At 57.6% G+C, this 26,769-nt stretch carries 25 protein-coding genes and 1 tRNA gene; 1 reads left to right on the top strand and 25 read right to left on the bottom strand.

From position 1 onward, the window contains the following. Nucleotides 1-4: 4 nt before the first annotated feature. A complete protein-coding gene (locus FLP30_RS10480; RefSeq protein WP_168200087.1) occupies nt 5-796 on the bottom strand; it encodes a DUF3108 domain-containing protein in 792 nt (263 codons plus the stop codon). A 30-nt stretch (nt 797-826) separates the two neighbouring features. Next, nucleotides 827-1,627, bottom strand: coding sequence for an IclR family transcriptional regulator (locus FLP30_RS10475; RefSeq protein WP_149279779.1), 801 nt, complete (start codon nt 1,625-1,627; stop codon nt 827-829). Between the two features lie 216 nt (nt 1,628-1,843). Between FLP30_RS10475 and FLP30_RS10470 the strand changes: the two genes are divergently transcribed. Continuing rightward, nucleotides 1,844-2,368: a glutathione peroxidase gene (locus tag FLP30_RS10470; RefSeq protein WP_210419359.1), complete on the top strand. Its 525-nt coding sequence runs from the start codon at nt 1,844-1,846 to the stop codon at nt 2,366-2,368. Nucleotides 2,369-2,391: 23 nt separating this feature from the next. On the opposite strand, the gene FLP30_RS10465 is transcribed toward FLP30_RS10470, so the two are convergent. The 23 genes from FLP30_RS10465 to clpX all read right to left on the bottom strand — a co-directional run bounded on the left by FLP30_RS10465 (nt 2,392) and on the right by clpX (nt 26,768). After that, the gene (locus FLP30_RS10465; RefSeq protein ID WP_149279777.1) at nt 2,392-3,078 is read right to left on the bottom strand and encodes an ABC transporter ATP-binding protein; all 687 of its coding nucleotides are present in this window, start codon (nt 3,076-3,078) and stop codon (nt 2,392-2,394) included. Next, nucleotides 3,071-4,318: a lipoprotein-releasing ABC transporter permease subunit gene (locus tag FLP30_RS10460; protein WP_149279776.1), complete on the bottom strand. Its 1,248-nt coding sequence runs from the start codon at nt 4,316-4,318 to the stop codon at nt 3,071-3,073. The genes FLP30_RS10465 and FLP30_RS10460 overlap by 8 nt, the downstream gene beginning before the upstream one ends. Next, nucleotides 4,319-5,671, bottom strand: coding sequence for a proline--tRNA ligase (gene proS, locus FLP30_RS10455; RefSeq protein WP_149279775.1), 1,353 nt, complete (start codon nt 5,669-5,671; stop codon nt 4,319-4,321). It lies immediately after the preceding gene. Between the two features lie 151 nt (nt 5,672-5,822). Continuing rightward, nucleotides 5,823-7,466, bottom strand: a complete 1,644-nt coding sequence (locus tag FLP30_RS10450; protein ID WP_149279774.1) for a ribonuclease J — start codon at nt 7,464-7,466, stop codon at nt 5,823-5,825. A gap of 9 nt (nt 7,467-7,475) precedes the next feature. Beyond that, entirely contained in the window at nt 7,476-8,285 is an 810-nt protein-coding gene (locus FLP30_RS10445) for a type III pantothenate kinase (RefSeq protein ID WP_149279773.1), read from the bottom strand. Nucleotides 8,286-8,287: 2 nt separating this feature from the next. Then, the gene (locus FLP30_RS10440; protein ID WP_149279772.1) at nt 8,288-9,028 is read right to left on the bottom strand and encodes a biotin--[acetyl-CoA-carboxylase] ligase; all 741 of its coding nucleotides are present in this window, start codon (nt 9,026-9,028) and stop codon (nt 8,288-8,290) included. Next, nucleotides 9,025-10,467: an NADH-quinone oxidoreductase subunit NuoN gene (gene nuoN, locus FLP30_RS10435; RefSeq protein ID WP_149280338.1), complete on the bottom strand. Its 1,443-nt coding sequence runs from the start codon at nt 10,465-10,467 to the stop codon at nt 9,025-9,027. Before nuoN ends, FLP30_RS10440 begins: the two co-directional genes overlap by 4 nt. A gap of 65 nt (nt 10,468-10,532) precedes the next feature. Beyond that, a complete protein-coding gene (gene nuoL, locus FLP30_RS10430) occupies nt 10,533-12,473 on the bottom strand; it encodes an NADH-quinone oxidoreductase subunit L (RefSeq protein WP_149279771.1) in 1,941 nt (646 codons plus the stop codon). Between the two features lie 7 nt (nt 12,474-12,480). Beyond that, nucleotides 12,481-12,804, bottom strand: a complete 324-nt coding sequence (gene nuoK / locus FLP30_RS10425) for an NADH-quinone oxidoreductase subunit NuoK (protein WP_149279770.1) — start codon at nt 12,802-12,804, stop codon at nt 12,481-12,483. Beyond that, complete coding sequence (locus FLP30_RS10420; RefSeq protein WP_149279769.1) at nt 12,801-13,514, bottom strand: NADH-quinone oxidoreductase subunit J; 714 nt, start codon at nt 13,512-13,514, stop codon at nt 12,801-12,803. Before FLP30_RS10420 ends, nuoK begins: the two co-directional genes overlap by 4 nt. 36 nt (nt 13,515-13,550) lie before the next feature. Next, the gene (nuoI, locus tag FLP30_RS10415) at nt 13,551-14,039 is read right to left on the bottom strand and encodes an NADH-quinone oxidoreductase subunit NuoI (RefSeq protein ID WP_149279768.1); all 489 of its coding nucleotides are present in this window, start codon (nt 14,037-14,039) and stop codon (nt 13,551-13,553) included. Next, nucleotides 14,039-15,067, bottom strand: coding sequence for an NADH-quinone oxidoreductase subunit NuoH (nuoH, locus tag FLP30_RS10410; protein WP_149279767.1), 1,029 nt, complete (start codon nt 15,065-15,067; stop codon nt 14,039-14,041). The genes nuoI and nuoH overlap by 1 nt, the downstream gene beginning before the upstream one ends. 5 nt (nt 15,068-15,072) lie before the next feature. Beyond that, nucleotides 15,073-17,142, bottom strand: coding sequence for an NADH-quinone oxidoreductase subunit NuoG (gene nuoG / locus FLP30_RS10405; RefSeq protein WP_149279766.1), 2,070 nt, complete (start codon nt 17,140-17,142; stop codon nt 15,073-15,075). 5 nt (nt 17,143-17,147) lie between these two features. Then, a complete protein-coding gene (gene nuoF, locus FLP30_RS10400; protein ID WP_149279765.1) occupies nt 17,148-18,476 on the bottom strand; it encodes an NADH-quinone oxidoreductase subunit NuoF in 1,329 nt (442 codons plus the stop codon). Between the two features lie 12 nt (nt 18,477-18,488). After that, the gene (nuoE, locus tag FLP30_RS10395) at nt 18,489-19,127 is read right to left on the bottom strand and encodes an NADH-quinone oxidoreductase subunit NuoE (protein ID WP_149279764.1); all 639 of its coding nucleotides are present in this window, start codon (nt 19,125-19,127) and stop codon (nt 18,489-18,491) included. Next, complete coding sequence (locus tag FLP30_RS10390; RefSeq protein WP_149279763.1) at nt 19,124-20,407, bottom strand: NADH-quinone oxidoreductase subunit D; 1,284 nt, start codon at nt 20,405-20,407, stop codon at nt 19,124-19,126. The genes nuoE and FLP30_RS10390 overlap by 4 nt, the downstream gene beginning before the upstream one ends. Beyond that, a complete protein-coding gene (locus FLP30_RS10385; protein ID WP_149279762.1) occupies nt 20,407-21,066 on the bottom strand; it encodes an NADH-quinone oxidoreductase subunit C in 660 nt (219 codons plus the stop codon). Before FLP30_RS10385 ends, FLP30_RS10390 begins: the two co-directional genes overlap by 1 nt. Next, nucleotides 21,059-21,592 (bottom strand): NuoB/complex I 20 kDa subunit family protein, encoded by a 534-nt coding sequence (locus FLP30_RS10380; protein ID WP_149280337.1) that lies wholly within the window; start codon nt 21,590-21,592, stop codon nt 21,059-21,061. Before FLP30_RS10380 ends, FLP30_RS10385 begins: the two co-directional genes overlap by 8 nt. A gap of 42 nt (nt 21,593-21,634) precedes the next feature. Next, nucleotides 21,635-22,000, bottom strand: a complete 366-nt coding sequence (locus tag FLP30_RS10375) for an NADH-quinone oxidoreductase subunit A (RefSeq protein ID WP_149279761.1) — start codon at nt 21,998-22,000, stop codon at nt 21,635-21,637. 225 nt (nt 22,001-22,225) lie between these two features. Beyond that, a tRNA-Val gene (locus tag FLP30_RS10370) sits at nt 22,226-22,300 on the bottom strand. Nucleotides 22,301-22,387: 87 nt separating this feature from the next. Further along, nucleotides 22,388-22,675, bottom strand: a complete 288-nt coding sequence (locus tag FLP30_RS10365; RefSeq protein ID WP_149279760.1) for an HU family DNA-binding protein — start codon at nt 22,673-22,675, stop codon at nt 22,388-22,390. A 142-nt stretch (nt 22,676-22,817) separates the two neighbouring features. Further along, on the bottom strand, nt 22,818-25,310 hold the full coding sequence (lon, locus tag FLP30_RS10360; RefSeq protein WP_149279759.1) for an endopeptidase La: 2,493 nt from the start codon (nt 25,308-25,310) through the stop codon (nt 22,818-22,820). Nucleotides 25,311-25,502: 192 nt separating this feature from the next. Continuing rightward, nucleotides 25,503-26,768 carry an ATP-dependent Clp protease ATP-binding subunit ClpX gene (gene clpX, locus FLP30_RS10355; RefSeq protein ID WP_149279758.1) on the bottom strand — a complete coding sequence of 422 codons (1,266 nt, stop codon included), beginning with the start codon at nt 26,766-26,768 and terminating at the stop codon, nt 25,503-25,505. Between the last annotated feature and the right edge of the window lies 1 nt (nt 26,769).

The raw sequence follows: 26,769 nt of genomic DNA, 5'->3' as shown, positions 1-26,769 counted from the left end.
AACGCTAGTCGCGGCGCTGCGGCAAAGCGTTCAGGGTCAGGACAATATGACCCATTTTTGGGTGTTCCAGTTCCAGCCTGACAACAGCCATGCCAACACCCGGCAGGTTTTGAAACCACACATGCCCAGGCTGAGGTTTGCGCAAAGCGGTGGATTTTGAGGACAGCTTGAAGCCCTGCACCTGCTGGAACACAAAATCACACTTCAGACTGTCCTTGCCGCGGGTTTCTACAAACCCAGCCGGAAGTGGCCCCCAACCAGCAGAGTGGATGCTCAGGGTACTCAGGCGTTCTCCATCAAAAATCCGGCTTGTTGCATCTGTGCAGCGCTGCGTCGCCCCCACCTGTGACAGAAGCTGCATGAACACGGCAAGGAGATCAACGGCCCCCATCCGGGCTTGATCAGGCACATCCTCACGCTGAGGGTCTGGTGGCTGTTGCCGCTGCACCACTGGCAGCGCCCCCTTGTACACCATGTCCAACAGCCAGTTCTGATGGTGCGAGCGGCCCGCGCTGTCATAAAGCGCAGGCTGGACAGCCCCTGCGGGTGTAAACGTGCCAACACCACGTAAATGCAGGTTACCCGGCAAAAACAGCCCCACCAGGCCGGATGTTTTCCCCTCCACCGCTACAGCGTAACGACCATCGCCATTCCGATACGCTGCATCAAGCACCATAGCCCGCAGGCCATGCACAAAAACATCGTAGCGGGCGGCAGTCTGAGGCAAAGGATCGGCCGCCGCCCTGCCTACCCCGCACAGTAGCCCCAGCAGCACAAAAGCACTGCACCATTTCAAGCCTACCGTTCCTGCCATTCCGCCCCCTTGTCAGGCCACTTGCTGACCACCAACCTCCCGATACCCAAGTCTGAAGGAAACCGCACGGGCCAGCCTCACAGCCCTGTCACCCAGGGCTTGCATGTCATAACGTCCAAGCTCGGTCTGCGGCAGGCTCACACCCACGCCAGCGACTACCTGGCCCGCATGGTCCCTGACAACCGAGCCAAAGCACCACAAGCCGTCATGGATCTGCTCATCATCCACCGCGTAGCCCCGCTCTCTGATCTCGGCAATTTCACGCACCAGGGTTGTGACCGAGCATATCCCATTCGGGGTTAACGGTTTGGGCCAGAGCGAGACCGGGTGCAACGCCAGCCATTCATCAAACTGGGCATCGGTCATACCGGCCAGCATGGCGTTTCCTGTTGCGGTGAAAATGGCAGGCAGGCGCATGCCTACCCTAAAGCTGGCCCCCAGCACGGTCGCACTGTTGCGGCAGGCCAGATACACAACCTCCGCCCCTTCCAACATGGTGAGCGTAATGGTGAAGGCATCATGATCCGGATTGCTTTCAAGCTCATGATAAAACTCACTCACCAGATCGCGCTTTTCGGTCGCCCCACCTGCCCAACCCAGCAGGCGTGTGCCCAGCCTGTAGCCCTGAGCCACTGTCTTTTCCAGAAGCCCCAGTTCCACCATGACAGCCAACAACCCGTGCGCCGTACTGCGTGGCAGGTCGAGCTGGCGCGTAATATCGGCCGCCAGTGGCGGGCGGCTGGATGCTTTGACGAGGTCAAGAATGCGTACGGCCTTACGGAGTGCTGGCACCGTATCCTGTGGCTTGGACATGTTTTTATTGTTTTCCTTGTTGACAGGAGGGGCGTCTCTCTTCATATTCCACATACAGGATCGAGTTCAATATAATGAACAACAATAATCAGAGCACGATCTTGCCGCGCAAAAACAGGTGGAAGTCTGGAAAAAGAACCCGCAACAGGGCAACAGACTTCCACCTTGGCGTCTATCCATAACCCTCGCTCCTTACGCTCCATTGCGCTAGACAGGATGCCTTTCCTGCCACAAAAGTCGCAAAAGGACAGCACCTTGGATTCAGCTTATAATTTTATTCTGCCCGCGCTTGATGGTGGCAGCATTGACCTTGCCGCGTACCGGGGCAGACCGCTGCTTGTTGTCAACACAGCATCCCGCTGCGGGTTTACCCCACAATACGAAGGGTTACAGGCCCTGTGGGAACAGTATGAAAAAGCAGGTCTGGTTGTGATCGGGGTGCCAAGCAACGACTTTGGGGAGCAGGAACCCGGTTCAGCCGAGGAAATTGCCAGCTTCTGCCAGAAAAACTTTGGCGTCACCTTCCCTCTGGCAGCCCGGAGCCATGTTAAAGGCCCGCAGGCGATTCCTCTTTTTCAGTGGCTGGATTCCCGCCTTGGCTTTTTGGCTCGCCCGCGTTGGAACTTCTTCAAATACCTCATCAACAGCCATGGCCAGCCGACGACCTGGTACAGCAGCCTGACACCACCAACCGCCTGGCGGGTCCGTCAGTCTATTGAAGGTGCTCTACGCGGGTTTTGAAACCTGATACGGCCAGCACACGCCTAGCGGGCGACAAGCTGGCCGTCACGTAATGTCAGCACCCTGTCCATACGTGACAGAAGTTCCTCATTATGTGTGGCCACAAGTGCTGCCAGCCCGGTCTGACGCACGGCCTCCAGCAGTTGAGAAAACACGATATCGGCCGTCTGCACGTCCAGATTGCCCGTTGGCTCATCCGCCAGCAGCACGGCAGGGCCATTTGCCAACGCGCGTGCTATGGCCACACGCTGCTGCTCTCCACCAGACAGCTTGCCCGGCAGATGGTTAATACGGTGGCCAAGCCCGAACATGCCTAAGAGCCGGTCCGCCTCAGCCCGTGCGCGGGCTTTGGGAACATTCCTGATAAGCTGGGGCAGCACCACATTTTCTCTGGCTGTGAATTCACCCAGCAGATGGTGGAACTGATAGACAAAGCCAATCCTGTCTCGCCGCAGCGCCGTGCGCCCGGAATCCGGCAGCCCTTGAGTTGACTGCCCGCAAATGGTCACCTCCCCTTCATCAGGGGTGTCCAGCAGACCCGCCAGATGCAAGAGAGTGGACTTACCGGTGCCTGATGGCGCGACCAGCGCTACAATCTCCCCGGCATGCAGTCGCAGGTTAGCACCCTGCAATACAGGCAGCAGAGCCTCATCACCGCTGCGATATGTCTTTTTGACACTCCGCAGTTCCAGCACGACAGTCTCACTCATGCCGCAAAGCCTCCACAGGGTCAGTCCGGGCCGCACGCCATGAGGGATACAGCGTGGCGAGAAGGGACAGCAGCAGGGCCATGGCAATCACTTCCAGCACCTGCCCCCAGACCAGCTTTGCCGGAAGGTGCTCCAGATAATACACCTCGGGGTTGAACAGGTTTGTACCCGTCAGCTTTTGCAGGAGTTGACGTATCCGCTCGATATTAAGGCAGAACACAACACCCAGCGCTGTGCCCGCAACAGTGCCGGTAACGCCCACCGAAGCCCCACACATCAGGAAAATACGCAGGATGGCCCCACGACTGGCCCCAATGGTACGCAAAACGGCAATATCTGCTGTTTTGTCCTTCACCATCATGATCAGGGACGAAATGACATTGAAAGCCGCAACAAGAATAATCAGGGTCAGGATCAGGAACATCACGTTCTGTTCCACCTGCACCGCGCCAAACAGGGCGTTATTAGCCCGCGTCCAGTCCATGACCCGCAAGCCAGGGTCATCCAGTGCGCGAACAATGGCCAGCGTTACGGCCCGGACATGCTCGGCATCGGTCGTCATGACCAGCAGTTGGGTAACCTGCTCCGGCATCTGAAAATACACTTGGGCCGCATGCATGGGCAGAAAGACGACCCCGGAATTATAGTCGTTAACCCCGGCATCAAAAATCGCCACGACATGGTACGTCCGCACCCGTGGGACTGTCCCAAAGGCCGTGGCTGCACCATCGGGCGATACCAGGGTCACCTTTGAGCCGATCGACAGCCCTGCGTGTTCCGCCAGAGTAACACCAACCACAATGGCATCATCGCCCCGGAACTGATCCAGAGAGCCTGCGATAATCGAGGAACTGACCGCTTTGAGGTCTTTCAGACCGTCCGGCGTCAGACCATGGACAATGCCGCCAGCACTGTATCCATCCGCACTCAGCAGCACCTGCCCTTCGATCATAGGTGTGGCGCTGACAACACCCGGCACTGTGCGGACTTTGCGGGCGACGTCCTCGTAGCTCGAAATGGTCCGCCCTGCGCCATAAATGGTCATATCACCATTCAGGCCCAGAATACGGCCCATCAGGTCCGCCTGAAAGCCATTCATCACCGCCATGACAATGATGAGGGTCGCAACCCCCAATGCAATGCCTATGAGTGAGAAAATGGCTATAATAGAAACAAACCGCTCCCCCCGCCTTGCGCGGAGGTATCGGCCTGCTACTGCCCGTTCAAACGGACCAAACATTTATTTCTGCCCGTTAGTGGGAGCACGCTCACCATCATCACTCTGCAGCACGCGCGTAAGGGCGTCCTGAACGCTCACCTCAGACCGCTCACCCGTTGCCCGGCGCTTGAGTTCAACAATGCCTTCCTTGGCACCACGCGGGCCGACCACAATCTGCCATGGGTGACCCATCAGGTCAGCATCGGCAAACTTCACCCCTGCCCGCTCGGGTCTGTCATCATACAGGAAATATTCGGGCGCTGCGGCGTACAGCTCTTCACACAGAGCATCGCACTGGGCATCACCCATTTTCAGGTTCAGGATCGCCGCACGGAAGGGCGCAACGGAATCCGGCCAGATAATACCGTTTTCATCATGGCTGGCCTCAATAATCGCTCCGGCCAGGCGGGAAACACCAATCCCGTAGGACCCCATTTCCGGGTGCAGAGGCGCGCCGTCTGGCCCGCTGACCGTGACCCCCATGGCCTGCGTGTATTTGGTGCCAAAGTAGAAAATATGCCCCACCTCAACGCCACGCCCTTCACGTCGGCGGTCTTCCGGCACGGCTTCCCATGCCTGGGTGTCGTGCATTTCATCTGTGGCCGCATAAGGGGCAGTTACGCGGTTAAAGAATGCTTCCAGCGCGTCGTTGCTCTCGGTGTCAACGGGTGTGTCCAGCCAATCCTGCTCTTCCAGGGCGGCATCGTAAAACACGCCGCTTTCCCCGGTGGGGGCAAGAATAAGGAACTCGTGGCTCAGATCCCCACCAATCGGTCCGGTGTCAGCCCGCATTGGCACGGCCTGCACCCCAAGCCGCTGGAACGTCCGCAGGTAGGCCAGCATCATACGACGATAGCTTGCGACTGCAGATGTGTAGTCCACATCAAAGCTGTAGGCATCCTTCATCAGGAATTCACGCCCACGCATGACCCCAAACCGCGGCCGCACTTCGTCACGGAACTTCCACTGGATATGGTACAGTGTCTGCGGCATATCCTTGTAGGATTTGACCGACTGACCGAACAGGTCGGTAATCATTTCCTCATTGGTCGGCCCATACAGCAGTTCGCGCTTGTGACGATCCTGTATCCGCAGCATTTCGGGGCCGTAGGCATCATAACGGCCTGAACGACGCCACAGATCGGCAGACTGCAGGGTTGGCATCAGCACTTCCTGTGCGTTGATGCGATCCTGCTCCTCGCGCACAATCTGGCTGATATTGCGCAGCACCCGCAATCCGGCAGGCAGCCAGGCATAAATGCCAGAGGCTGTCTGGCGGATAAGCCCCGCACGCAGCATGAGCCTGTGCGAGACAATCTGTGCCTCTGCCGGGTTTTCCTTAAGGGTAGGAAGGAAGCTGCGCGAAAGACGCATGGTGCATTCAGCCTTGTATGAGGAACAGCGCCAGACCACCGCCCGGCGCGTTCAGTGTGTAGTATCCTGATTTTCTGCTCTAACCCGGCCCATGGCAGAAGAAAACCCGGCTAGGCCGGGCTTTCTGCGTCAATGATCGGGTTACCCGCATTTATACGCGTAGCAGATGCACGTCCACCAGCGGGCGCTTTTGCAGTTTGCGGCTCAGAGCGCGCCGCAATGCTGTTTTGGCGGCATCGCGGAAAGCCACGTCATCCGTCCGCAGTTCATCAGGAATGACATCAAGCGCGTTGGCGAATTCTTCATTCACGCGCACGCTTTCCAGATCATCAGGCTCAAGCAGCCCTGGTGCGCTGATCTTGGGAGCACCGATGACATACCCTTCGTCATCCACTGCGAAGCTGCCAATCACCACGCCATTGAACAGCATCTTACGGCGTGCCGCCAGAACGCCCCCGTTCATCGGCAGCAGGCGGTTGCCATCCAGTGCCAAACGACCTGTCGGGGCAGTATCAATGACCTCAAGCCGACCTGGGGCCAGACGCAGGATGTCACCATCCTCCAGCAGAATGGGGGTAATCCCTTTTTCCTGCGCCAGAGCAGCCTGGGCTGTCAGGTGTCGCCATTCACCATGCACGGGCACTACATGCTGGGGCTTGAGCAGATCATACATCTTCTGCACATCACCGCCCGTGGCATGGCCAGACACATGCACAAAATGCTCACGGTCGGTAATGACACAAACACCACGCTTGGTCAGGTTATCCTGCACCGCCATGATGGCCCGCTCATTCCCCGGGATCATACGGCTGGAATAAATGACCGTATCGCCCTCACCCAGCGAGATATTGGGGTGCATATCCAGCGAGATACGGGACAGCGCCGAGCGGGGTTCACCCTGGCTGCCGGTGATGATCATCAGCAACTGGTCATCGGGGATGGAATTAACATCCTGCTCGCCCATAAAGGGCAGCACACCCGACAGATAGCCACATTCCCGCGCTGCGGTATCGAGGTTGCGGAGTGAGCGCCCAACCAGCACCACAGTCCGCCCCGCAGCCTGCGCGGCCAGAGCAATGGTTTCCACCCGCGCAACGTTGGACGCAAAGCACGTTACAGCAATACGGCCTTTGAGCCCGCCGATCAGTTCGGCCATGCTGCGCCGGACTTCCGCTTCCGACTGGGAGGGGCCGGGCTTCATGACATTGGTGCTGTCACACACCAGCGCCAGCACACCTTCCTGCCCGATGGCGGCCAGTCGGTCCAGGTCGGTTGGCGGGCCAACCTGCGGCTCAGGGTCAAACTTCCAGTCGCCTGTGTGCACCACAATGCCTGCTGGTGTCCGCAGGACAAGGGACTGCGCTTCGGGCACGGAGTGCGTAACCGGCACAAATTCAATGTCAAAAGGCCCGACATCAAAACGGCTACCCGGCATGATCACCTTGATCGGCACATCCGACAGCCGTGCCTCGGCCAGTTTGCGGCGCAGCACAATACCGGCAAACGGGGTCACATAAATCGGGCACCCCAGCATGGGCCAGACATGGGCGATGGCGCCAATGTGGTCTTCATGCGCGTGGGTGACAACCAGCCCGGCAAGGTCTTTCTTGCGCTCAACAATAAAGGCCGGATCGGGGATAAGGATCTCGGCTTCGGGTGTGTCGTTACCGCTAAAGCCAATACCGCAATCAATAGCCAGCCATGTGCCATTCAGCCGATAAAGGTTGAGATTCATGCCAATCTCACCCGTTCCACCCAAGGGCAGAAAGGCCAGATCGCCGGTGTGTTCTGTCATAATGTCGTTTTATCCTTCCGCCAGAAAATCTCGGTCCACAGTCAGTTTTGGCAGGGGGTTACGCCCCGCCAGCAAGCGCAGCCCATCAAGGGTCAGCATTGAATCCACATGATCAAAAACAGTCGTTCCTTCCGAGAAGAGCGGAGCCAGACCACCGGTTGCGAGCACCTTCATAGGCCCCACTTCCCGCCTGATCCTCTCGACGATCCCCTCAATCAACCCGATATACCCCCAGAACACGCCCGAGCGCATGGCCGAGACCGTGTTGCGCCCGATGGCAGAATCCCCTACCGGCCGACCTACACCAATACGAGGCAGACGCGCCGCTGCCTGATGTAACGCCTCGACCGACAGATTGATCCCAGGGGCGATAACCCCGCCGCAATAGCAGCCTTCCCGATCGACCACATCGAACGTGGTCGCGGTGCCAAAATCGATAACAGTTAGCGGGCCACCGTAGGTATAGTGCGCTGCAAGTCCATTGAGCAGGCGGTCCACCCCGACTTCATCAGGGTTATCCACCTTGATGGCAAAGCCCCAGTCCAACCGGGTAGACGCCAGAAGTGGCTCGACAGCAAACCACTGCCGACATAATGCGCGCAAATGATACAGGGCAGCAGGCACAACCGTGCCAATAACAGCACCTTCAATATCGTCCGCAGCAATGCCCTGTGTTTTCAGCAGCGCCGACAGCCAGACACCATATTCGTCTGACGTGCGCTGGGCCTGCATGGTCAGGCGCCAGACACCGCGCCACTTTGCTCCGTCATGAACGGCAAAAACGACATTGGTGTTCCCCGCATCAATGACGAGCAGCAAGCCTATACTCTCCCTTCGGGCAGCAGGATATCCCCTGTCGCAATGATCTTCATCCCTGTTGCCGTATCCAGCAGCAGGCGGCCATCTACCGCAAGACCGGCAAAATGTCCTTCCTCATAAGTACTGCCGCCGCGAACGACAAGGGGCGTACCCAACGGATGTGCCCGCTCAAGCCAGGCCAAGCGTATAGCCTCGAAGCCTTTTTCCTGCCAGATACCCGTCCAGAATGCCAGACGGGACAGGATGAACCGGGCGACATCCGCAGTGTCAGGCACCGGCCCACAGGCACCAAGGCTTGCAGCCCTGCGCCCGATGTCTGCCTCATCCGGCGCGCACAGCAGATTGGCACCCATGCCTATGACGACACAAGCACCTTCCCGCTCTATAAGGATACCGCCAAGTTTGTGGCCATCAAGCAGAATATCGTTAGGCCACTTGATCGTCAGCCTGACAGCTGCCTGTGGAACGGCCTGAATCAGACCTTCATAAAAAGCGAGAGAGGCCACAAACGGCCATCCACCCAGCGCATGATCCTGTGCTGCATCCAGCACAACAGACAACGCCAACGCCTGCCCGGCATCAAGCCATTGGCGGCCACGGCTACCACGCCCTTTTGTCTGCCTTTGGGCCATGACAGCCAAACCTGCCCCCCCGCCCTGCCTGATATGGTTCAGGCAGTAGTCGGAGGTGGAGGGGAGTTCATCGTGGCATTCCAACTGCCACGTTAGTACCTGTCTGCTCATCCAGCCAGAGCAAGAGCAGCCTGTTTCGCCACCGTCATCAACGGCCCCAGCAGGGCAACAAACAGGACCGTCGCCAAGCCCATGCCACCTGACACAAACAGCAGGCTTGAAGCCGGGCGGTCAAACGCCTGCGCCGGTTCATCAAAATACATGACCTTCACAACACGCAGGTAATAATAGGCACCGACAACGCTGGACACCGCGCCAATGGCCACAAGCGCATAAAGCCCTGAGTGCCAAGCCGCAGCAAACACCATGAACTTGCCAAAAAAACCGGCCAGAGGCGGTACACCCGCCATGCTGAACATGAAAATGGCCAAGGCTGCCGCCATGCCAGGGTTGGTGCGGGAAAGACCCGCCAGATCAGCAATGCCGGACACTTCCCGCCCATTGCGGCGCATGGCCCCGATGCAAGCAAACACACCGGCATTCATGACAAGATAGGCGGCAAGATAAATAAGCGTTGCCTGCACCCCTGCAACAGAGGCCGAAACCAGCCCCATCATTGCATACCCCATGTGCCCGATGGAGGAATATGCCATCAGGCGCTTGATATTGGTCTGGGGAATAGCGGCAAATGCACCATAAACCATGGACAGGACGGAAACAGCCTCCACCAGAAGCTGCCAACGTGGGGCAACGCTGCCAAACGGCCCGGCCATGACACGGAGGAACAGCGCAAAGGCGGCAAACTTGGGCGCACCCGCCATGTAAGCCGTCACAGGTGTGGGGGAACCCTGATAGACATCGGGCGTCCACATATGAAAGGGCACAACCGAAAGCTTGAAGCACAGCCCGACAATAATAAAGACAATGCCGACAACCAGCCCCATGGGCGGCGTAGCAACCGACCGCACGGCGGCCACCAGGCCGGCATATTCCATGGTGCCTGCATAGCCATAGGCCAGCGAGATACCATACAGCAGCAACCCGGACGCCAGTGACCCTAGGATGAAGTATTTCAGCCCTGCTTCGGACGACAGAACGTTGTCACGCTCGACCGCACACAGAATATAAATGGACAGTGAAGAAAGCTCCAACCCGACAAACAGCGTCATCAGGTTGGCAGACGACGCCATCAACATCGCACCCAGTGTGGAAAACAGCATGAGCACCGGCGCTTCAAAAGGCAGGGGCTTTTTTTCATCCGTCCTGTAGCTGACGCTCAGCACGATTGCCGCAACGCCACCCACAAGAATGAGGATTTTCATGAACCGGGCAAACCCGTCATTCACAAATGTTGCGGCATAACCCGCGCCATCAGGAGCCAGCAGAACCAGAAAGCCCGTCAGCACCAAGGCCGCCACGCTCAGCATGGCGACAGAGAAGAACCCCTCCCCTTTGCGCTGGAGAACCCCCGCTACAAGAATAACAACCCCTGCAAGCGCAAGCACGATTTCAGGCAGAGCAACCGCCCAGTTAAAGGTGGACACACCCATCACGCAGCACTCCGCAGAGAAAAGGGAAGAAAGGAGCCAAAGGCGTCAGACATCACACGCACCCTTTATCCACACAGTGCTACGGTCAGCAGCACAACCAGCCCTGCCAGCATGGTAAACGCATACATAGCAATGGAACCGGTCTGCGCCTTGACAGCTTCCAGCGCACCCGCCTGGGTGGCATGGACAGCTTCCAACGGCATGCCACCTACAACGGCTTCGTCACCCTGCTTCCACAGCAGACGCGCCAACGCGCCATAGGGGCGGACGAAAATGACGTCATACAGCTCGTCAAAATACCATTTGTTGAGCAGGAAGCGGTAAACAGGGCCGGTCATCTTTGCCAGAGCCGCAGGCGCTGCGGGGCTGACAACATAGAACAGCAGGGCAAGAACAATACCTGCAAGCCCAGCCACAGACGGCAGCAGGGACACCAGAGCCGGGACATGCTCAAACTGCTCCATGATCCCGTTCTCAGGCGCGTTGAAAATGGCCCCGTTCCAGAACGCCACCTGATGCGCACCGATGTAGAACGGTGCCAGCAGAATACCGGCAAACACCGCACCGCAAGACAGGATAAGCAACGGCATGGTCATGACAGCCGGGCTTTCATGCGCGGCATCAAGCGCATGCTGGTCGGCGGCACGGCCGTGGAACACCAGAAAAATCAGACGCCAGCTATAGAAGGCCGTCAGGAACGCCGTCACAGTCCCCAGCACCCAGCCATAGTGGCTGAACGACAGGCCCGATGCCCATAGCGTGTCAAGAATTGCATCTTTCGACCAGTACCCCGCGAAAGGGAACACCCCTGCCAGAGCCAGACTGCCCGCCCATACGGCCACATAGGTGATCGGGAGCTTCTTCCACAGCCCGCCCATGCGGAACATATTCTGCTCGTCATGCATGGCGTGAATGACAGAGCCAGCCGCCAGAAACAGCAACGCCTTGAAGAAGGCATGTGTTGTCAGGTGGAAGACCGCTGCCTGATAAGCCCCGACCCCGATCGCGGCAAACATGTAGCCAAGCTGGGAGCAGGTGGAATACGCAATGGTCCGCTTGATGTCCGGCTGCACCATGCCCACGGTCGCGGCGAAGAAGCAGGTTGTCGCCCCGATCACCACCACCACGACACGGGTTGCAGGCGCGAACTCCAGCAAGGGGGACATCCGCGTCATCAGGAACACACCGGCCGTCACCATGGTGGCGGCATGAATAAGGGCGGAAACCGGCGTTGGACCTTCCATGGCGTCAGGCAGCCATGTGTGCAGGAAAAGCTGGGCCGACTTGCCCATGGCCCCGACAAACAGCAGGAAGCAGATAACCTCCAGCATCCGGAAAGAAAACCCGCACACTGTATAGGTCGCGGTCAACGCCTGGGGCACTGCGGCAAAAATGGTGTCGTACTGCACGGAATGAAACAGGACATACACCAGGCCGATACCGACAATGAAAAATAGATCTGCCACGCGGTTGACGACAAATGCCTTGATAGCTGCGGCCGTAGCTGCGGGGCGGTCGTACCAGTATCCAATCAGCAGGTAGCTAGCCAAGCCAACACCTTCCCAGCCGAAGAACAACTGGATGAGGTCGTTGGAGGTCACCAGCATCAGCATGGCGAAGGTGAACAGCGACAGATACGAGAAAAAGCGATACGTCGGCATGCTCTCGTGGCTCATGTACCCCACGCTATAGCAATGCACGAGCAGGGAGACACTGAGCACCATGGCCACCATGGTGACCGAGAGCGTGTCAAACCGCAGGGTCCATGTTGCCTCAAACCCGCCAGCATGCACCCATTCAGCCAATGGCACGCTCAGGTGCGGAAAGCCCGCCTGCCAGGCACCACACAGGGCACCAATACCGCACAGGACAGCAACACCCATACAGACGAGGGTAACCGCCTTTGCCAGGGTATCGCCTATCAGGCGCCCCCCAAGGCCAGCCACCACCGAGCCAGCCAGCGGTGTCAGAACCGCTGCGGAAAAAAGTGTAAGATCGGTCTGCATGGCGCGCTCAGCCCTTCATCATCGTCACGTCTTCGACCTGGATGGAGCCACGGTTCCGGAAATAGACCGTGACAATCGCAAGGCCGATTGCCGCCTCAGCCGCCGCAATGGTCAGGACAAACAGCACCATGACCTGACCGGACAGATCGCCCAGAGCGGAAGAAAACGCGACAAGATTGAGGTTTGCCGACAGCAGGATCAGTTCCATCGACATCAGCAGAATAATGATGTTCTTGCGGTTCAGGAAAATACCGAACACGCCCAGCACCAGCAGAGCGGCGCTGACAAACAGGTACGGGCCAAGCCCGATGGCAGCAAGAGCCGGGTTCATGCCCCTTTCTCCTCTGTACGCGGGTAGTCGGGTTCCTCGGCACCGTAGGAGCCTGGCACCGCAATTTCGTTATAGGTCCCTTTGGGGCGCAGAACGCCGCCGTGCTCGGCAACGCTTTCACCCAGCGCCACGGTCACAAGCTCCAGCGTATCGGCACCGGTGCGGGCATGCTGGCGCGTGATATTCTGGCGGCGACCTGTCGGCTGCTCGCGCAGTGTCAGCACGATTGCCCCCATCATGGCCACCAGCAGCACCATGCCGCACGCCTGAAACAGCAGCACGTAATGCGTGTAAATAACCGTGCCCAAGGCTGCGGTATTGCTCAGCCCGGCAACACCCGTCAGAGGGGCGGACAGGGCTGAGGGAGCCATCTGCCAATGGCTGAACGCCATCAGCAGTTCAGCAAACAGGACAAGGCCCACACATGCGCCCAGCGGCGTGTATTTCTGAAAGCCTTCGCGCAGGCGGCTGAAATCAATATCCAGCATCATGACGACAAACAGGAACAGAACCGCCACCGCGCCGACATAGACAATGACCAGCAGCATGGCCAGGAATTCCGCCCCCGCGACAAGGAAAAGCCCGGCCGCGTTGAAGAAACCCAGAATGAGAAACAAAACCGAGTGCACCGGATTGCGCGCCGTGATGACCATGGCGGCGGAAAACAGCAGCACTCCCGCGAAAACATAAAAAACAAGCTGTGCCATCATGGGCCAACCCCCTGCCTTAGCGTCGTCTGCATCCGCTCAGCGATACGGCGCATCAAGTTCAAGCCGCCGGGCAAGCAGGGCTTCCCACCGGTCTCCATTGGCCAGAAGCTTGGCCTTGTCGTACATCAGCTCTTCACGGGTTTCCGTGGCGAATTCGTAATTCGGGCCTTCGACAATGGCATCCACCGGGCAGGCTTCCTCGCACAGACCGCAGTAAATGCATTTGGTCATGTCTATGTCGTAGCGGGTTGTACGGCGGGAACCATCATCACGTTCCTGCGCTTCAATGGTTATGGCCTCCGCCGGGCACGTTGCTTCGCACAGCTTGCAGGCAATGCAGCGCTCCTCCCCATTGGGGTAGCGGCGCAAAGCGTGTTCCCCACGGAAGCGGTGAGAAAGTGGGCCTTTCTCATACGGATAGTTCAGCGTGACCTTGGGCCGAAACATCATCCCAAAAGTGGAAGCCATGCCTGCAACCAGTTCCTTCAGCAGGAAGGATCGCAGCGTAGTACCCAACGCGCCCATCAGTTCATACCTCCCGCATGTGGCAACAGGCCTGTTGCCATCAGAAAGCCCGCTGTCCCGATCATCCACAGCAGGGAGAAAGGCAGAAACACCTTCCAGCCCAGCCGCATGAGCTGGTCATAACGGTAGCGCGGGAATGTCGCACGCACCCAGATGAACACGAACAGGCAGAACAGAATTTTAAAAATCAGCCACAGCGGACCTGGCACCCATGTCAGCGGGGCAATGCCCAGCGGGGGCAACCACCCGCCCAGAAACAGGATGCTGATCATGGAGGACATCAGGATCATGTTTGCGTATTCGCCAAGGAAGAACAGGCCGAACGCCAGTGACGAATATTCAACAAAAAAGCCCGCCACCAGCTCGCTCTCCCCTTCGGGAAGGTCAAAAGGTGCACGGTTTGTTTCAGCCAGTGCCGAGATGACGAACACGATGAACATCGGGAACATCGGCACGCAGAACCACACATGCCGCTGCGCCAGCACAATGTCATTCAGGTTCAGGCTGCCAACCGCCAGCAGGACTGAAACAATCACAAGCCCGATGGAAACCTCGTAAGACACCATCTGCGCGGCCGAGCGCAAACCGCCCAGAAATGCGTATTTGGAGTTGGAAGCCCAACCCGCCACCAGAATGCCGTAAACCCCGAGGGACGAAATCGCCAGAAGGTAGAGAATACCAACATTGATGTTGGCAACCGCCAGGCCATTCCCTGTCGGGATCACGGCCCATGCCACCATAGCCAGCGAGAAGGTCAGAAACGGCGCAAACAGGAACAGCGCCCTATTCGCCCCGGCAGGGATGACCGTTTCCTTCACAATCATCTTGATAGCATCAGCAAAGGCCTGCAACAGCCCGAAAGGACCATTCACGTTCGGGCCACGCCGCCGCTGCATGGCGGCCATCACCTTACGCTCCATAAGGGTCAGGTAAGCCACGCCTATCAACAGGGGCACCAGCACTGCCAGGGTCTCCAGCAGCATCAGGCAGACCTGCCCTACAAGCGTATGGTAAAAAAACTGTTCCATGCCCCTTACTCCGCCGCGTTCGCGCCATAAACCGCTGAACACTCAGCCATTGTCTGACTGGCACGGCTGATGGGATTGGTCAGGTAATAATCCTGTATGGTTGGACGGAATGGCGCATCCAGCAGATCCCCCGGAGCGGAGGCCGTGGTAACCGCCGGGGCGGCACGACCGGGAAGACGCGGGGTCTCCCCACTCTGCTCTGCAAACACCGGATTGATATCTGCCATGCGGTCACGCAGTTGTTCCAGCGTGTCGTAAGGCAGTGTGTGGCTAACCACTTCGGAAAAAGCGCGGATAATACGCCAGTCTTCCCGCGCCTCACCTGGGGCAAAAACAGCGCGGAATGACTGCTGCACCCGCCCGGCCATATTGACATAGGTGCCCGGTTTTTCCGTATAGGCAGCCCCTGGCAGAATGATATCCGCCCGGCTTGCAGCCTGATCACCATGATGACCCTGATAGACCACAAATGTTTCAGCCGGGATACGGTCAATAGGCAGGTCATCAGCTCCAAGAAGCCACAGAACCTCCACACCACCGCGCAGCATGCTCGCGGTTGCAACGCCATGCGCTCCGGGCAGGAAACCAAGGTCCAGCCCACCAACACGCGATGCTGCCGTATGCAGCACATTCAGCCCGTTCCAGTCCGCTGTCAGCGCGCCACAGGTGTCTGCCAGTTGCTTGCACAGAGCATACACAGCCGGAGCATCACGCCGGGTCAACGCCGCATGACCAACAATGATCATGGGCCGACGGGCATTTTTCAGGGTTTCGGCAAACGGGTGTGTGCCGTTAACCAACTGGGCAAGCACATCGGGCCCTGCGCCCAGAACCTCTGCTGCGTATGTCAAATCCCGCGTGGGCGTGCCGATAACGCCAACCGGAAAGTTACCGCGCCCTGCATCCAGAAAGCGCTTACGGATACGGGCGTTCAGCACCGGGGCTTCATGCCGCGGCATGCTGCCAACAATCAGGAGGGCATCCGCCTGATCAATCCCGGTGATGTCACTGTTGAACAGATAACCCGACCGGCTGCTGGTGTCATACCATGCGCCATCCTGCCTGCAATCGAAGCTAGACGAACCCAGTGCAACCAAAAGGTCCTTAAGGGCGCACATGCTTTCAACATCGCACAGGTCACCAGCGATCGCGCCAATCTTCTCACCCGGCACACCGTCAAGCCGCCGGGCCAAAGCAACCAGAGCATCTTTCCAGGGCACGGAGATCAGCTTGCCATTCACCCGCACCCATGGACGATCAAGCCGCCGCCGCTTGAGACCATCGATTGAAAAACGGCCTTTGTCAGACAGCCATTCTTCATTCACATCATCATTCACACGCGGCACAATCCGCATGACCTCGCCACCGCGCGCATGGACCTGGATATTGGTACCCAGCGCATCCATGACATCAATGCTGTCGGTCTTTTTGTATTCCCACGACCGGGCATGAAACGCAGCAGGCTTGGCTGTCAGCGCCCCGACAGGGCAGACATCAATGAGGTTACCTGAAAGCTCCGACGTCAGTGCTTTTTCCACATAGGTGGTAATTTCAGCATTTTCGCCACGAGACACCAGCCCCAGTTCCGGAGTGCCCGCCACTTCCGTGCTAAACCGCACACAGCGGGTGCACTGGATGCAACGGGTCATAACCGTTTTGACCAGCGGCCCAAGATCTTTGTCCGTAACGGCGCGCTTGTCTTCCTGATAGCGGGAAAAACCCGAACCATAGCCATAGGCCTGGTCCTGCAGGTCGCACTCCCCACCCTGATCACAGATCGGGCAGTCCAGCGGATGATTGATCAGCAGAAATTCCATCACGGCACGGCGGGCACGGCGGACCACCTCTGTATCCGTAAAAATCTGCATACCATCAGCCACGGGGAAACCGCAGGATGCCACCAGCTTGGGGGCCCGTGCCACCTCAACCAGGCACATGCGGCAGTTACCCGCTACGGACAGGCGTTCATGATAGCAAAAGCGTGGGATTTCCTTCCCGGCTGCTTCACAGGCCTGCAGAGCACTGGAACCGGAGGGAACATCCACCGGTGTGCCGTCAACAATTACCTTCACCATCGCGCTTACTCCGCCGCTACCGGAACGCCACCGGCAGGCACCTGCACCAGCCCGGTTCCGCCATGTGCGGCTTTATACTGCCGGATACGCTCTTCCATTTCCGGGCGGAAATGGCGTATCAGGCCCTGGATCGGCCAGGCTGCGGCATCACCCAGCGCGCAGATCGTATGGCCTTCAACCTGTCGGGTCACCTGTTCCAGCAGATCAATTTCTTCAAGGTCCGCCCGGCCTTCCACCATGCGGTCCATCATGCGCATCATCCAGCCCGTGCCTTCGCGGCAGGGCGTGCACTGACCACAGCTTTCATGTTTGAAAAACTTGGAGAACCGAGCAATGGCTTTGATAATGTCGGTCGACTTGTCCATGACGATCATGCACGCCGTGCCAAGTCCAGAGCGTTCAGCCCGCAGGCTGTCATAATCCATCAACACAGTTTCGCAGATGGATTTGGGCAACAGCGGCACGGAACATCCGCCCGGAATAACAGCCAGCAGGTTGTCCCACCCGCCACGTACACCACCACCGTGTTTTTCTATGATCTCCTTGAGGGGAACACCCAGTTCTTCCTCAAACACACACGGCGTATTGACGTGGCCGGAAATGGCCATGAGCTTTGTGCCCGCATTGTTAGGCCGCCCAAGCCCAGCAAACCAAGATGGTCCACGCCGCAGAATGGTCGAGGCAACAGCAATGCTTTCAACATTATTGACTGTTGTCGGGCAGCCATACAGCCCCACCCCGGCGGGGAATGGTGGCTTCATACGGGGCTGACCTTTTTTGCCTTCCAGGCTTTCCAGCAGCGCGGTTTCTTCACCACAGATATAAGCGCCCGCGCCGCGATGGATGTAGAAGTCAAAATCCCAGCCGCTACCGGCTGCATTTTTGCCAATCAGTCCGGCTGCGTAAGCCTCATCAATAGCAATCTGAAGGTGTTCGGCCTCGCGGTAGAACTCACCCCGGATGTAGATATAGGCTGCATGAGCCCCCAGCGCGAAGGAGGCAATAAGTGCGCTTTCGATCAGCTTATGCGGCTCATGCCGCATAACCTCACGGTCCTTGCAGGTGCCGGGCTCGGATTCATCACCGTTGATGACCAGATAATGCGGCCTGCCATCAAAAGTCTTGGGCATGAAAGACCATTTCATACCCGTGGAGAACCCTGCCCCACCGCGGCCGCGCAGGCCGGAGGCCTTCATTTCCGCAATGATGGTCTCACGCCCCTTGGCCAGAATGGCGGCGGTATTGTCCCAGTCACCACGCTTGCGCGCCCCTGCCAGATGCCAGTCGTCCTGCCCGTACAGGTTTGTGAAGATGCGGTCCTTGTCCTGCAGCATGCCCGTATCTCCCTATTGCTTGTCCGACGTGGCGGAAACAGCCAGCAGTGTCTTGCATCCGCCCTCTGGCGCAGAGGCAAGCCGGTTGACAGCGGAACCCGGTGTGGGCCGCCGACCGGCGCGCAGTTCAGCAATCAGTTTTTCCGTGCTGTCTGCGGTCATGTCTTCGTAAAAATCATCATCAACCTGAAGGATCGGGGCATTAGCGCATGCGCCCAAGCATTCAACCTCGGTCAATGTAAACAGGCCGTCTTCGCTGGTTTCACCAAAATGGCTGATCCCCGTTGCCTTTTGACAGGCCGACACCACATCATCAGAACCACGCAGCCAGCACGGCGTTGTGGTGCAGACCTGCAGGTGATAGCGCCCGATCGGCCGGGTATTGAACATTGTGTAGAAGGAGGCCACCTCGTACACACGGATCGAGGGAATTTCCAGCCGCTTGGCAATTTCATCCATGGCCAGCAGTGGCAGCCAGGCACAGCCTGTACGCCGCCCCATCTGCCGCTGGGCAATGTAGAGCATCGGCATAACCGCGCTGGCCTTGCGTTCTGCCGGATATTTGGCAAGCACACCGGCGATTTCGGCTTCAGAGTCCGTATCGAAAACAAAGTCTTCAGGCTGCTGAGGCGAGGTCCAGACAGAGTTCATCGATCTACTTCCCCGAACACAAGATCAAGCGATCCGATAATAGCCACCATGTCCGCCAGCATGCCCCGGCGAGACAGCTCATCAATCGCCTGAAGATGGGAGAACCCTGTGGGGCGGATCTTGCAGCGATACGGCCTGTTGCTGCCATCAGCCACCAGATAGACACCAAATTCACCCTTAGGGCTTTCCACCGCGGTATAGGTCGCACCCGCAGGCACGTGGTAACCTTCGCTGAACAGCTTGAAGTGGTGGATAAGGGCTTCCATTGAGCGCTTCATATCCGCCCGTGGTGGCGGGCTGAACTTGGGGTCCTGCACCTTGACAGCACCAGGCTGCATTTGTGTCAGGCACTGCTCGATAATTTTTACGCTTTCGCGCATTTCAGCAACGCGGACCAGATAACGGTCGTAACAGTCACCCTGCCGGGCGACAGGCACATTAAACTCCACCTTATGATAGTTGTCATAAGGCTGGTTACGACGCAGGTCCCACGGCACACCGGAGGCACGCAGACAAGGACCGCTAAAGCCCCATGCCAACGCCTGCTCGGTGCTGAAAACACCAATACCGACTGTACGCTGCTTCCAAATTCTGTTTTCGGTCAGCAGACCTTCCAGCTCATCAATCCATGCTGGAAACTCTTTTGCCCAGACACCAATTCTATCTTCCAGAGCTGCGGGAATATCACGAGCGACACCACCGGGGCGGAAGTAATTGGCATGGAAGCGGGCACCAGACGCTGCTTCATAAAACTCCAGCAGTTTCTCGCGTTCTTCATATCCCCACAATGCAGGCGTAACCGCGCCACAATCCAGCCCCATCGCTGTGAGATTGAGAATATGGTTAAGAATACGCGTGATTTCGGAAAAAAGAACGCGCAGCCATTTGGCACGCTCTGGAATATCAATGCCCAGCAGTTTTTCCGTTGCCAGCGCGAACGCCTGCTCCTCACACATGGGGGAGACGTAATCGAGCCGGTCAAAATACGGCAGGGCTTTTTGATAGGTTTTGTATTCGATCAGCTTTTCTGTACCACGGTGCAGCAGACCGATATGGGGGACGGCACGGGCTACAACCTCGCCCTCCATTTCGAGCACCAGACGCAGCACACCATGGGCTGACGGATGCTGGGGCCCGAAATTAAGGGCGTGGGAGTCAATTTCAACAATCCGGTTTTCACGGTTCTGGAGCTGGCTCTCAGGCAGCAGACTTTCGGGAATATCCTCCCGCAGCACGGTCTGCGCAAACAAGAGCGAGTCCTTGTCCTGTGCTTCAGTCATCAGATCGACCTTTTCATACCCTGCCGGACTTCATGGGCTTTTTCGTCTCCCGGCAGGGTCAGGATGCCCTCCCATGGAGAAACAAAGTCAAAGTCACGAAAATCCTGTGTAAGGGAAACAGGCTCTTTAACGACCTGCCTGCGCTCCACATCGTAGCGAACTTCCTCATACCCGGTCAGGGGGAAGTCCTTGCGGAGGGGGTGCCCCTCAAACCCGTTATCCGTCAGGATACGCCGCAGGTCAGGCTGACCAGAGAACAGCACACCAAACAGATCGTAACACTCACGCTCCCACCAGGTCGCGCACGGCCACAACTGATGCACGGAAGGAACCGGCTGCGCCTCATCCGTCGTGACAATAACCCGGATCCGGCGGTTGTAGGTCACGGACAGCAGGTTATAGACAACGTCAAAGCGTTCAGCCCGCTGCGGATAATCGACACCGCACAGATCCATCAACTGCTCAAAACGGTAGCGCGGGTCATCACGCAGCAGGGTCAGGAATGGCACCAGATGCGCACGTGTGGTGTGCACAACCAACTCCCCCTTCTCCACCGCCGCGTAAGAGACATGCGGCTGGGTCGCCAGGAATGTAAACGCCAGCGCGCCAAGCTGGCCATCCAGCGCAGCCTGACGAGGATTTGCACAAAGATCAGCCACGGAGAATTGTCCCTGTCCGACGGATTTTTTTCTGGAGCAGCATAATGCCGTAAATCAGTGCTTCTGCTGTCGGCGGGCAGCCCGGCACATAGACATCCACCGGCACAATACGGTCACAACCGCGCACGACCGAGTAGGAGTAATGGTAATACCCACCACCGTTGGCGCATGACCCCATGGAAATAACCCACCGTGGCTCGGCCATCTGCTCGTACAGCCGCCGCAGAACGGGGGCCATCTTGTTTGTCAGAGTACCTGCAACAATCATGACATCAGACTGCCGGGGCGACCCGCGCGGGATAATGCCCATGCGATCCAGATCGTACCTGGGCATGTAAGCATGGATCATTTCCACAGCGCAACAAGCAAGACCGAAGGACATCGGCCAGAGGCTGCCTGTGCGGCCCCAGTTCACAAGCTTGTCGAGGCTCGCCACGACAAAGCCCTTTTCCGCCAGGACACCTGTAATGCCACGCACGACCGCATCCTGCTCAGGCCCGGGGGGCAGTGCCTCCCGGTTCCACATGATGGCGTTCTCGTTGTGATCTATGCTCACAGCTACGTTCCCTCAATCCCAATCCAGCGCACCCTTGCGCCATTCGTAAAGGAAGCCAACGCCAAGCACCGCCAGGAACCCGAGCATGGACAAAAACCCGAATATTCCAATCCGCCCCAGGCTGACCGCCCATGGGAACAGGAACGCAACTTCCAGATCGAAAATAATGAAAAGAATGGCCACCAGATAAAAACGGACATCAAACCTGCGGCGTGCATCATCAAATGCGCCGAAACCGCATTCATACGCTGTCAGTTTTTCTGGATAAGGCTTTTGGTGCCCGCACAGCAATGCCATGCCGAGCATAGCTGCCGCGATAACAACCGATACAACCCCAAAGACAAGGATTGGGGCATAGTCGCCGAGAACAGATTGCATTGACGGGTTTCCTGCACCTAACTGAAAGCCATAAAAGCCCTGCCGATGCGGTTACCCTAAACGCCCAAGGCCGATACGGCCATGCCTTAACCCTGTTGCGCGGTAGCCACTTTATTGTGAACTCTTTAAACTATGCAAAATGACCGGCAAAGCACCTGGATCCGGCACCCTAACGTACCGGTGTACAACTTAATTTTATAAACTGCTGATTTTACATAAGGGATATGGTGGGCGATGACGGGATTGAACCGCCGACCCTCTCGGTGTAAACGAGACGCTCTACCGCTGAGCTAATCGCCCCTGACCGCTATGTGTCACAAACAGAAACGACCGACAACCCTCTTTTTGCAATAAGAGCCACCGGTCGTCCATAAAACCGTAAAGCCCTTAGGAGCTCACGGCGTCTTTCAGAGCCTTACCAGGCTTGAAACGCACGGAGGTCGAGGCCGGAATATCAATTTCCTCACCCGTGCGGGGGTTACGCCCCTTGGCAGCCTTACGTGTTGCAGTCACGAACGTACCGAAACCAACCAGACGCACTTCCTGCTTGGTGGAAAGTGCTTTCTCAATCGTATCAAATACGGCGTCGACCACTTCCCCGGCCTTTGCCTTGGGCAGGTCCGCAGCCTCAGCTACTGCCGAGACGAGTTCCTGCTTGTTGAGCGGCTTCTCCATGTTACGCCTTTCTTTTTTTTCAATTTGCGGGGGGCGGCCACCAGTTCATGGGTGCCGCCCCGATACCCGCTCGCACTATGAAGCCGTTTTTTGCTACGTCAACCAAGCAAACGCAAAGTTTGCCTGGCAACCTGCATTTCCTTCAGTGCGGCAGGGGCTGTGCGGGCACGACCACCTCGTGTCCGGGCACAGGATCGGGTGTATCTTCCCACTCGATCGGCTGCGGCTGGCGTACCAGCGCACGGGCCAGAACCTGGTCCACATGGCTGACAGGCACGATTTCCAGCCCCTCCTTCACGCTGTCAGGGATATCGACAAGATCCTTGGCGTTTTCTTCGGGGATGAAGACCGTGCGGATGCCTGAACGCAGGGCTGCGAGCAGTTTTTCCTTCAGGCCACCAATCGCAAGCACACGCCCACGCAGGGTAATTTCACCCGTCATGGCGACATCCTTGCGCACCGGAATACCAGTCAGAACACTGACAAGCGATGTCACCATGCCCACACCGGCCGAAGGGCCGTCCTTGGGGGTTGCCCCTTCCGGCACGTGCACATGGAAGCTCCGCTTTTCAAACAGGGTCGGCACAATACCAAAGCTGGTGGCCCGACTCCGCACAAAGGAGAATGCAGCAGAAATACTCTCCTTCATCACGTCACCCAGCTTGCCGGTTTCAACAATGCCGCCCTTGCCCGGCACCATAACACTTTCAATGGTCAGGATTTCTCCCCCCACTTCAGTCCAGGCTAGACCGGTCACAACACCGACCATATCCTCCGCCTCGGTCTCACCGTAGCGGAAGCGGCGCACACCGGCATAATCTTCCAGGTTTTCAGCCGTAACCGTCACGCTGGTAGCCTTGCCGGTTACGATCTCCTTCACCGCCTTACGGGCAAGCTTTGCCAGTTCGCGCTCAAGGCTACGGACACCAGCTTCACGCGTGTAGTAACGGATAAGGTCACGCAGGGCATCGTCCGTAACCGACCATTCGTCCGGCTTGAGGTTATGCGCCTCAACCTGCTTGCTGATCAGATGCTTGCGAACAATCTGGAGCTTTTCATCCTCTGTGTACCCAGACAGGCGGATGATCTCCATCCTGTCCAGCAGAGGCTGGGGCATGTCCAGACTGTTAGCCGTTGTCACGAACATGACATCCGACAGATCATAATCCACTTCCAGATAATGATCGGCGAATGTCGCGTTCTGCTCGGGGTCAAGTACCTCAAGCAGGGCCGAGGCCGGGTCACCCCGCCAGTCAGCCCCCAGCTTGTCGATTTCATCCAGCAGGAACAGAGGATTGGAGACCTTGGCCTTCTTCATCCCCTGTATGATCTTGCCAGGCATGGAACCGATATACGTCCGGCGATGACCGCGAATCTCGGCTTCGTCCCGCACGCCGCCCAGGGACATGCGCACGTACTGCCGCCCTGTTGCCTTGGCAATGGAACGTGCCAGTGACGTCTTGCCCACACCCGGCGGCCCAACAAGGCACAGAATCGGCCCCTTGAGCTTCTGGGAGCGACTCTGAACGGCCAGATACTCTAAAATCCGTTCCTTGACCTTTTCTAGGCCATAGTGATCGGCATCGAGGATCTTTTCCGCTTCCGGCAGGTCATGACGGACCTTCGTGCGCTTTTTCCACGGCACGCTCAGCAGCCAGTCGAGATAATTCCGCACGACTGTCGACTCGGCGGACATCATGCTCATGCCGCGGAGTTTCTTCAGTTCACTAACCGCTTTTTCGCGGGCTTCCTTGGACAGCTTGGTATTGGCGATTCGCTCCTCAATTTCGGAGGTCTCGTCCTTGCCGTCTTCACCTTCGCCCAGCTCTTTCTGAATGGCCTTCAACTGCTCATTCAGATAGTACTCGCGTTGGGTGCGCTCCATCTGCCGCTTAACGCGGTTACGGATTTTCTTTTCCACCTGCAGCACATCAATCTCGGCCTCGATATGGCCGAAGATTTTTTCGAGCTGCGCCTGCACCGTCGGCGCTTCAAGAATATCCTGCTTTTCAGAAATCTTGAGGCTGAGGTGACTCGTCACAGTATCAGCCAGCTTTGACAGATCACTGATCTGGTTCAGGGAGACCAGAACCTCTGAGGCGATCTTCTTGTTGAGCTTCATATACTGCTCGAACTGAGCAACAATGGAGCGCCCCAGTGCCTCGGCCTCAGGGCCATGGGCTGGCTCTTCCGACATCGGCTCGACATCGGCTTCAAAGTGCCCGTCAACATCATGCAGCGCTGTCAGCTTAACGCGCTTGACGCCCTCGACCAGCACCTTGACCGTGCCATCGGGCAGTTTGAGCAACTGCAGAATGGTGGAGAGCGTACCAACACGATAGATGTCGTCGGCTGAAGGATCATCCTGCGCCGCATCTTTCTGAGCAACCAGCAAAATATGCCGGTCATCCCGCGTGACCGATTCCAGCGCCCGCACAGATTTTTCACGCCCGACGAACAGCGGCACAATCATGTGTGGGAACACAACAATATCGCGCAGTGGCAACACTGCAACGCGGGTTGTCCCTGCTTTGGGGGCATTATCCTGCGCCGTATCGGGGGCGGTTGCCTCCACCTGCGGCTTTACGTCTGCTTTACGCCTGCGCCGGGCGGCGGGCCGTTCATTTTCATCCATAGGTATGACCTCCCGAAAAGGACGATCCGGCAGGGGCACCCGCTAGGCGGCATGCCCTCTGTCCGCGTCTCTTCCCCCCATCTGGGGCAAGATAGTCTGTTGCTTTGTTATGTATGTTGTAGCGCCTGCCGTCTGGCGCAATGCCCCCGGTACGAATGGTTTTCGACCGGGGGTGCGGCAATGCCTGGGAGTTCAGGCTGACTGCTCCGCAGGCAGTTCTTTTTTCTGGCCGTAAACATAGACAGGGGCTGTCTTGTTATCAGCCACTTCACGGTTGACGACCACTTCCTCAACATTGTCGAGGCCAGGCAGGTCAAACATGGTGGACATAAGAATGCTTTCCATGATCGACCGCAGCCCACGGGCGCCTGTTTTACGGACAATAGCCCTGTCGGCAATGGCCTTGAGTGCATCGTCCGTAAACGTCAGTTCCACGTTTTCCATCTGGAACAGCCGCTGATACTGCTTGACCAGAGCATTCTTTGGCTCGGTCAGAATCTTGATCAGAGCGGCCTCATCCAGATCACCCAGCGTTGCAAGAACCGGGAGACGACCAATGAATTCAGGGATAAGCCCGAACTTCATCAGGTCTTCTGGCTCCACATCGTGCAGGATTTCTCCCGTGCGGCGTTCATCGGGCGAGCGAACATCAGCACCAAAGCCGATACCCGTGCCTTTACCGCGCGCGGAGATAATCTTGTCCAGACCTGCAAAAGCGCCACCACAGATGAACAGCATGTTCGTGGTGTCCACCTGCAGGAATTCCTGCTGCGGGTGCTTGCGTCCCCCCTGGGGCGGAACGGAAGCCACTGTGCCTTCCATCAGCTTAAGCAGAGCCTGCTGAACCCCCTCCCCGCTCACATCACGCGTGATCGAAGGGTTGTCCGACTTCTTGGAAATCTTGTCGATTTCGTCGATGTAGACAATGCCGCGCTGGGCGCGTTCGACATTATAATCAGACGCCTGCAACAGCTTGAGAATGATGTTCTCGACATCCTCACCAACATAGCCCGCCTCTGTCAGAGTCGTGGCGTCTGCCATGGTAAAGGGCACGTCAAGAATACGAGCCAGGGTCTGCGCCAGCAGGGTCTTGCCCGAACCCGTGGGACCAACCAGCAGGATGTTGGATTTTGCAATCTCGACATCACCCGCCTTGGATACCTGCGTCAGCCGCTTGTAGTGGTTGTGCACCGCAACGGACAGGACCTTCTTCGCCTGCATCTGCCCGATGACATAATCATCCAGCACTTTGCAGATCTCGCGCGGGGTAGGCACACCTTCACGCGATTTAACGAGTGTGGTTTTGTTCTCCTCACGGATGATATCCATGCAGAGTTCCACACATTCATCGCAGATGAACACGGTGGGGCCGGCAATAAGCTTGCGCACCTCGTGCTGCGACTTTCCACAGAACGAGCAATACAGCGTATTCTTGGAATCTCCGGTTTTTGTATTCATC

This window comes from Acetobacter vaccinii, assembly GCF_008365315.1.
In the GTDB taxonomy this organism is placed as follows: Bacteria; Pseudomonadota; Alphaproteobacteria; order Acetobacterales; family Acetobacteraceae; genus Acetobacter; species Acetobacter vaccinii.
Note: the sequence above shows the minus strand (reverse complement) of the source record. Positions and strands in the feature narration are given on the sequence as shown.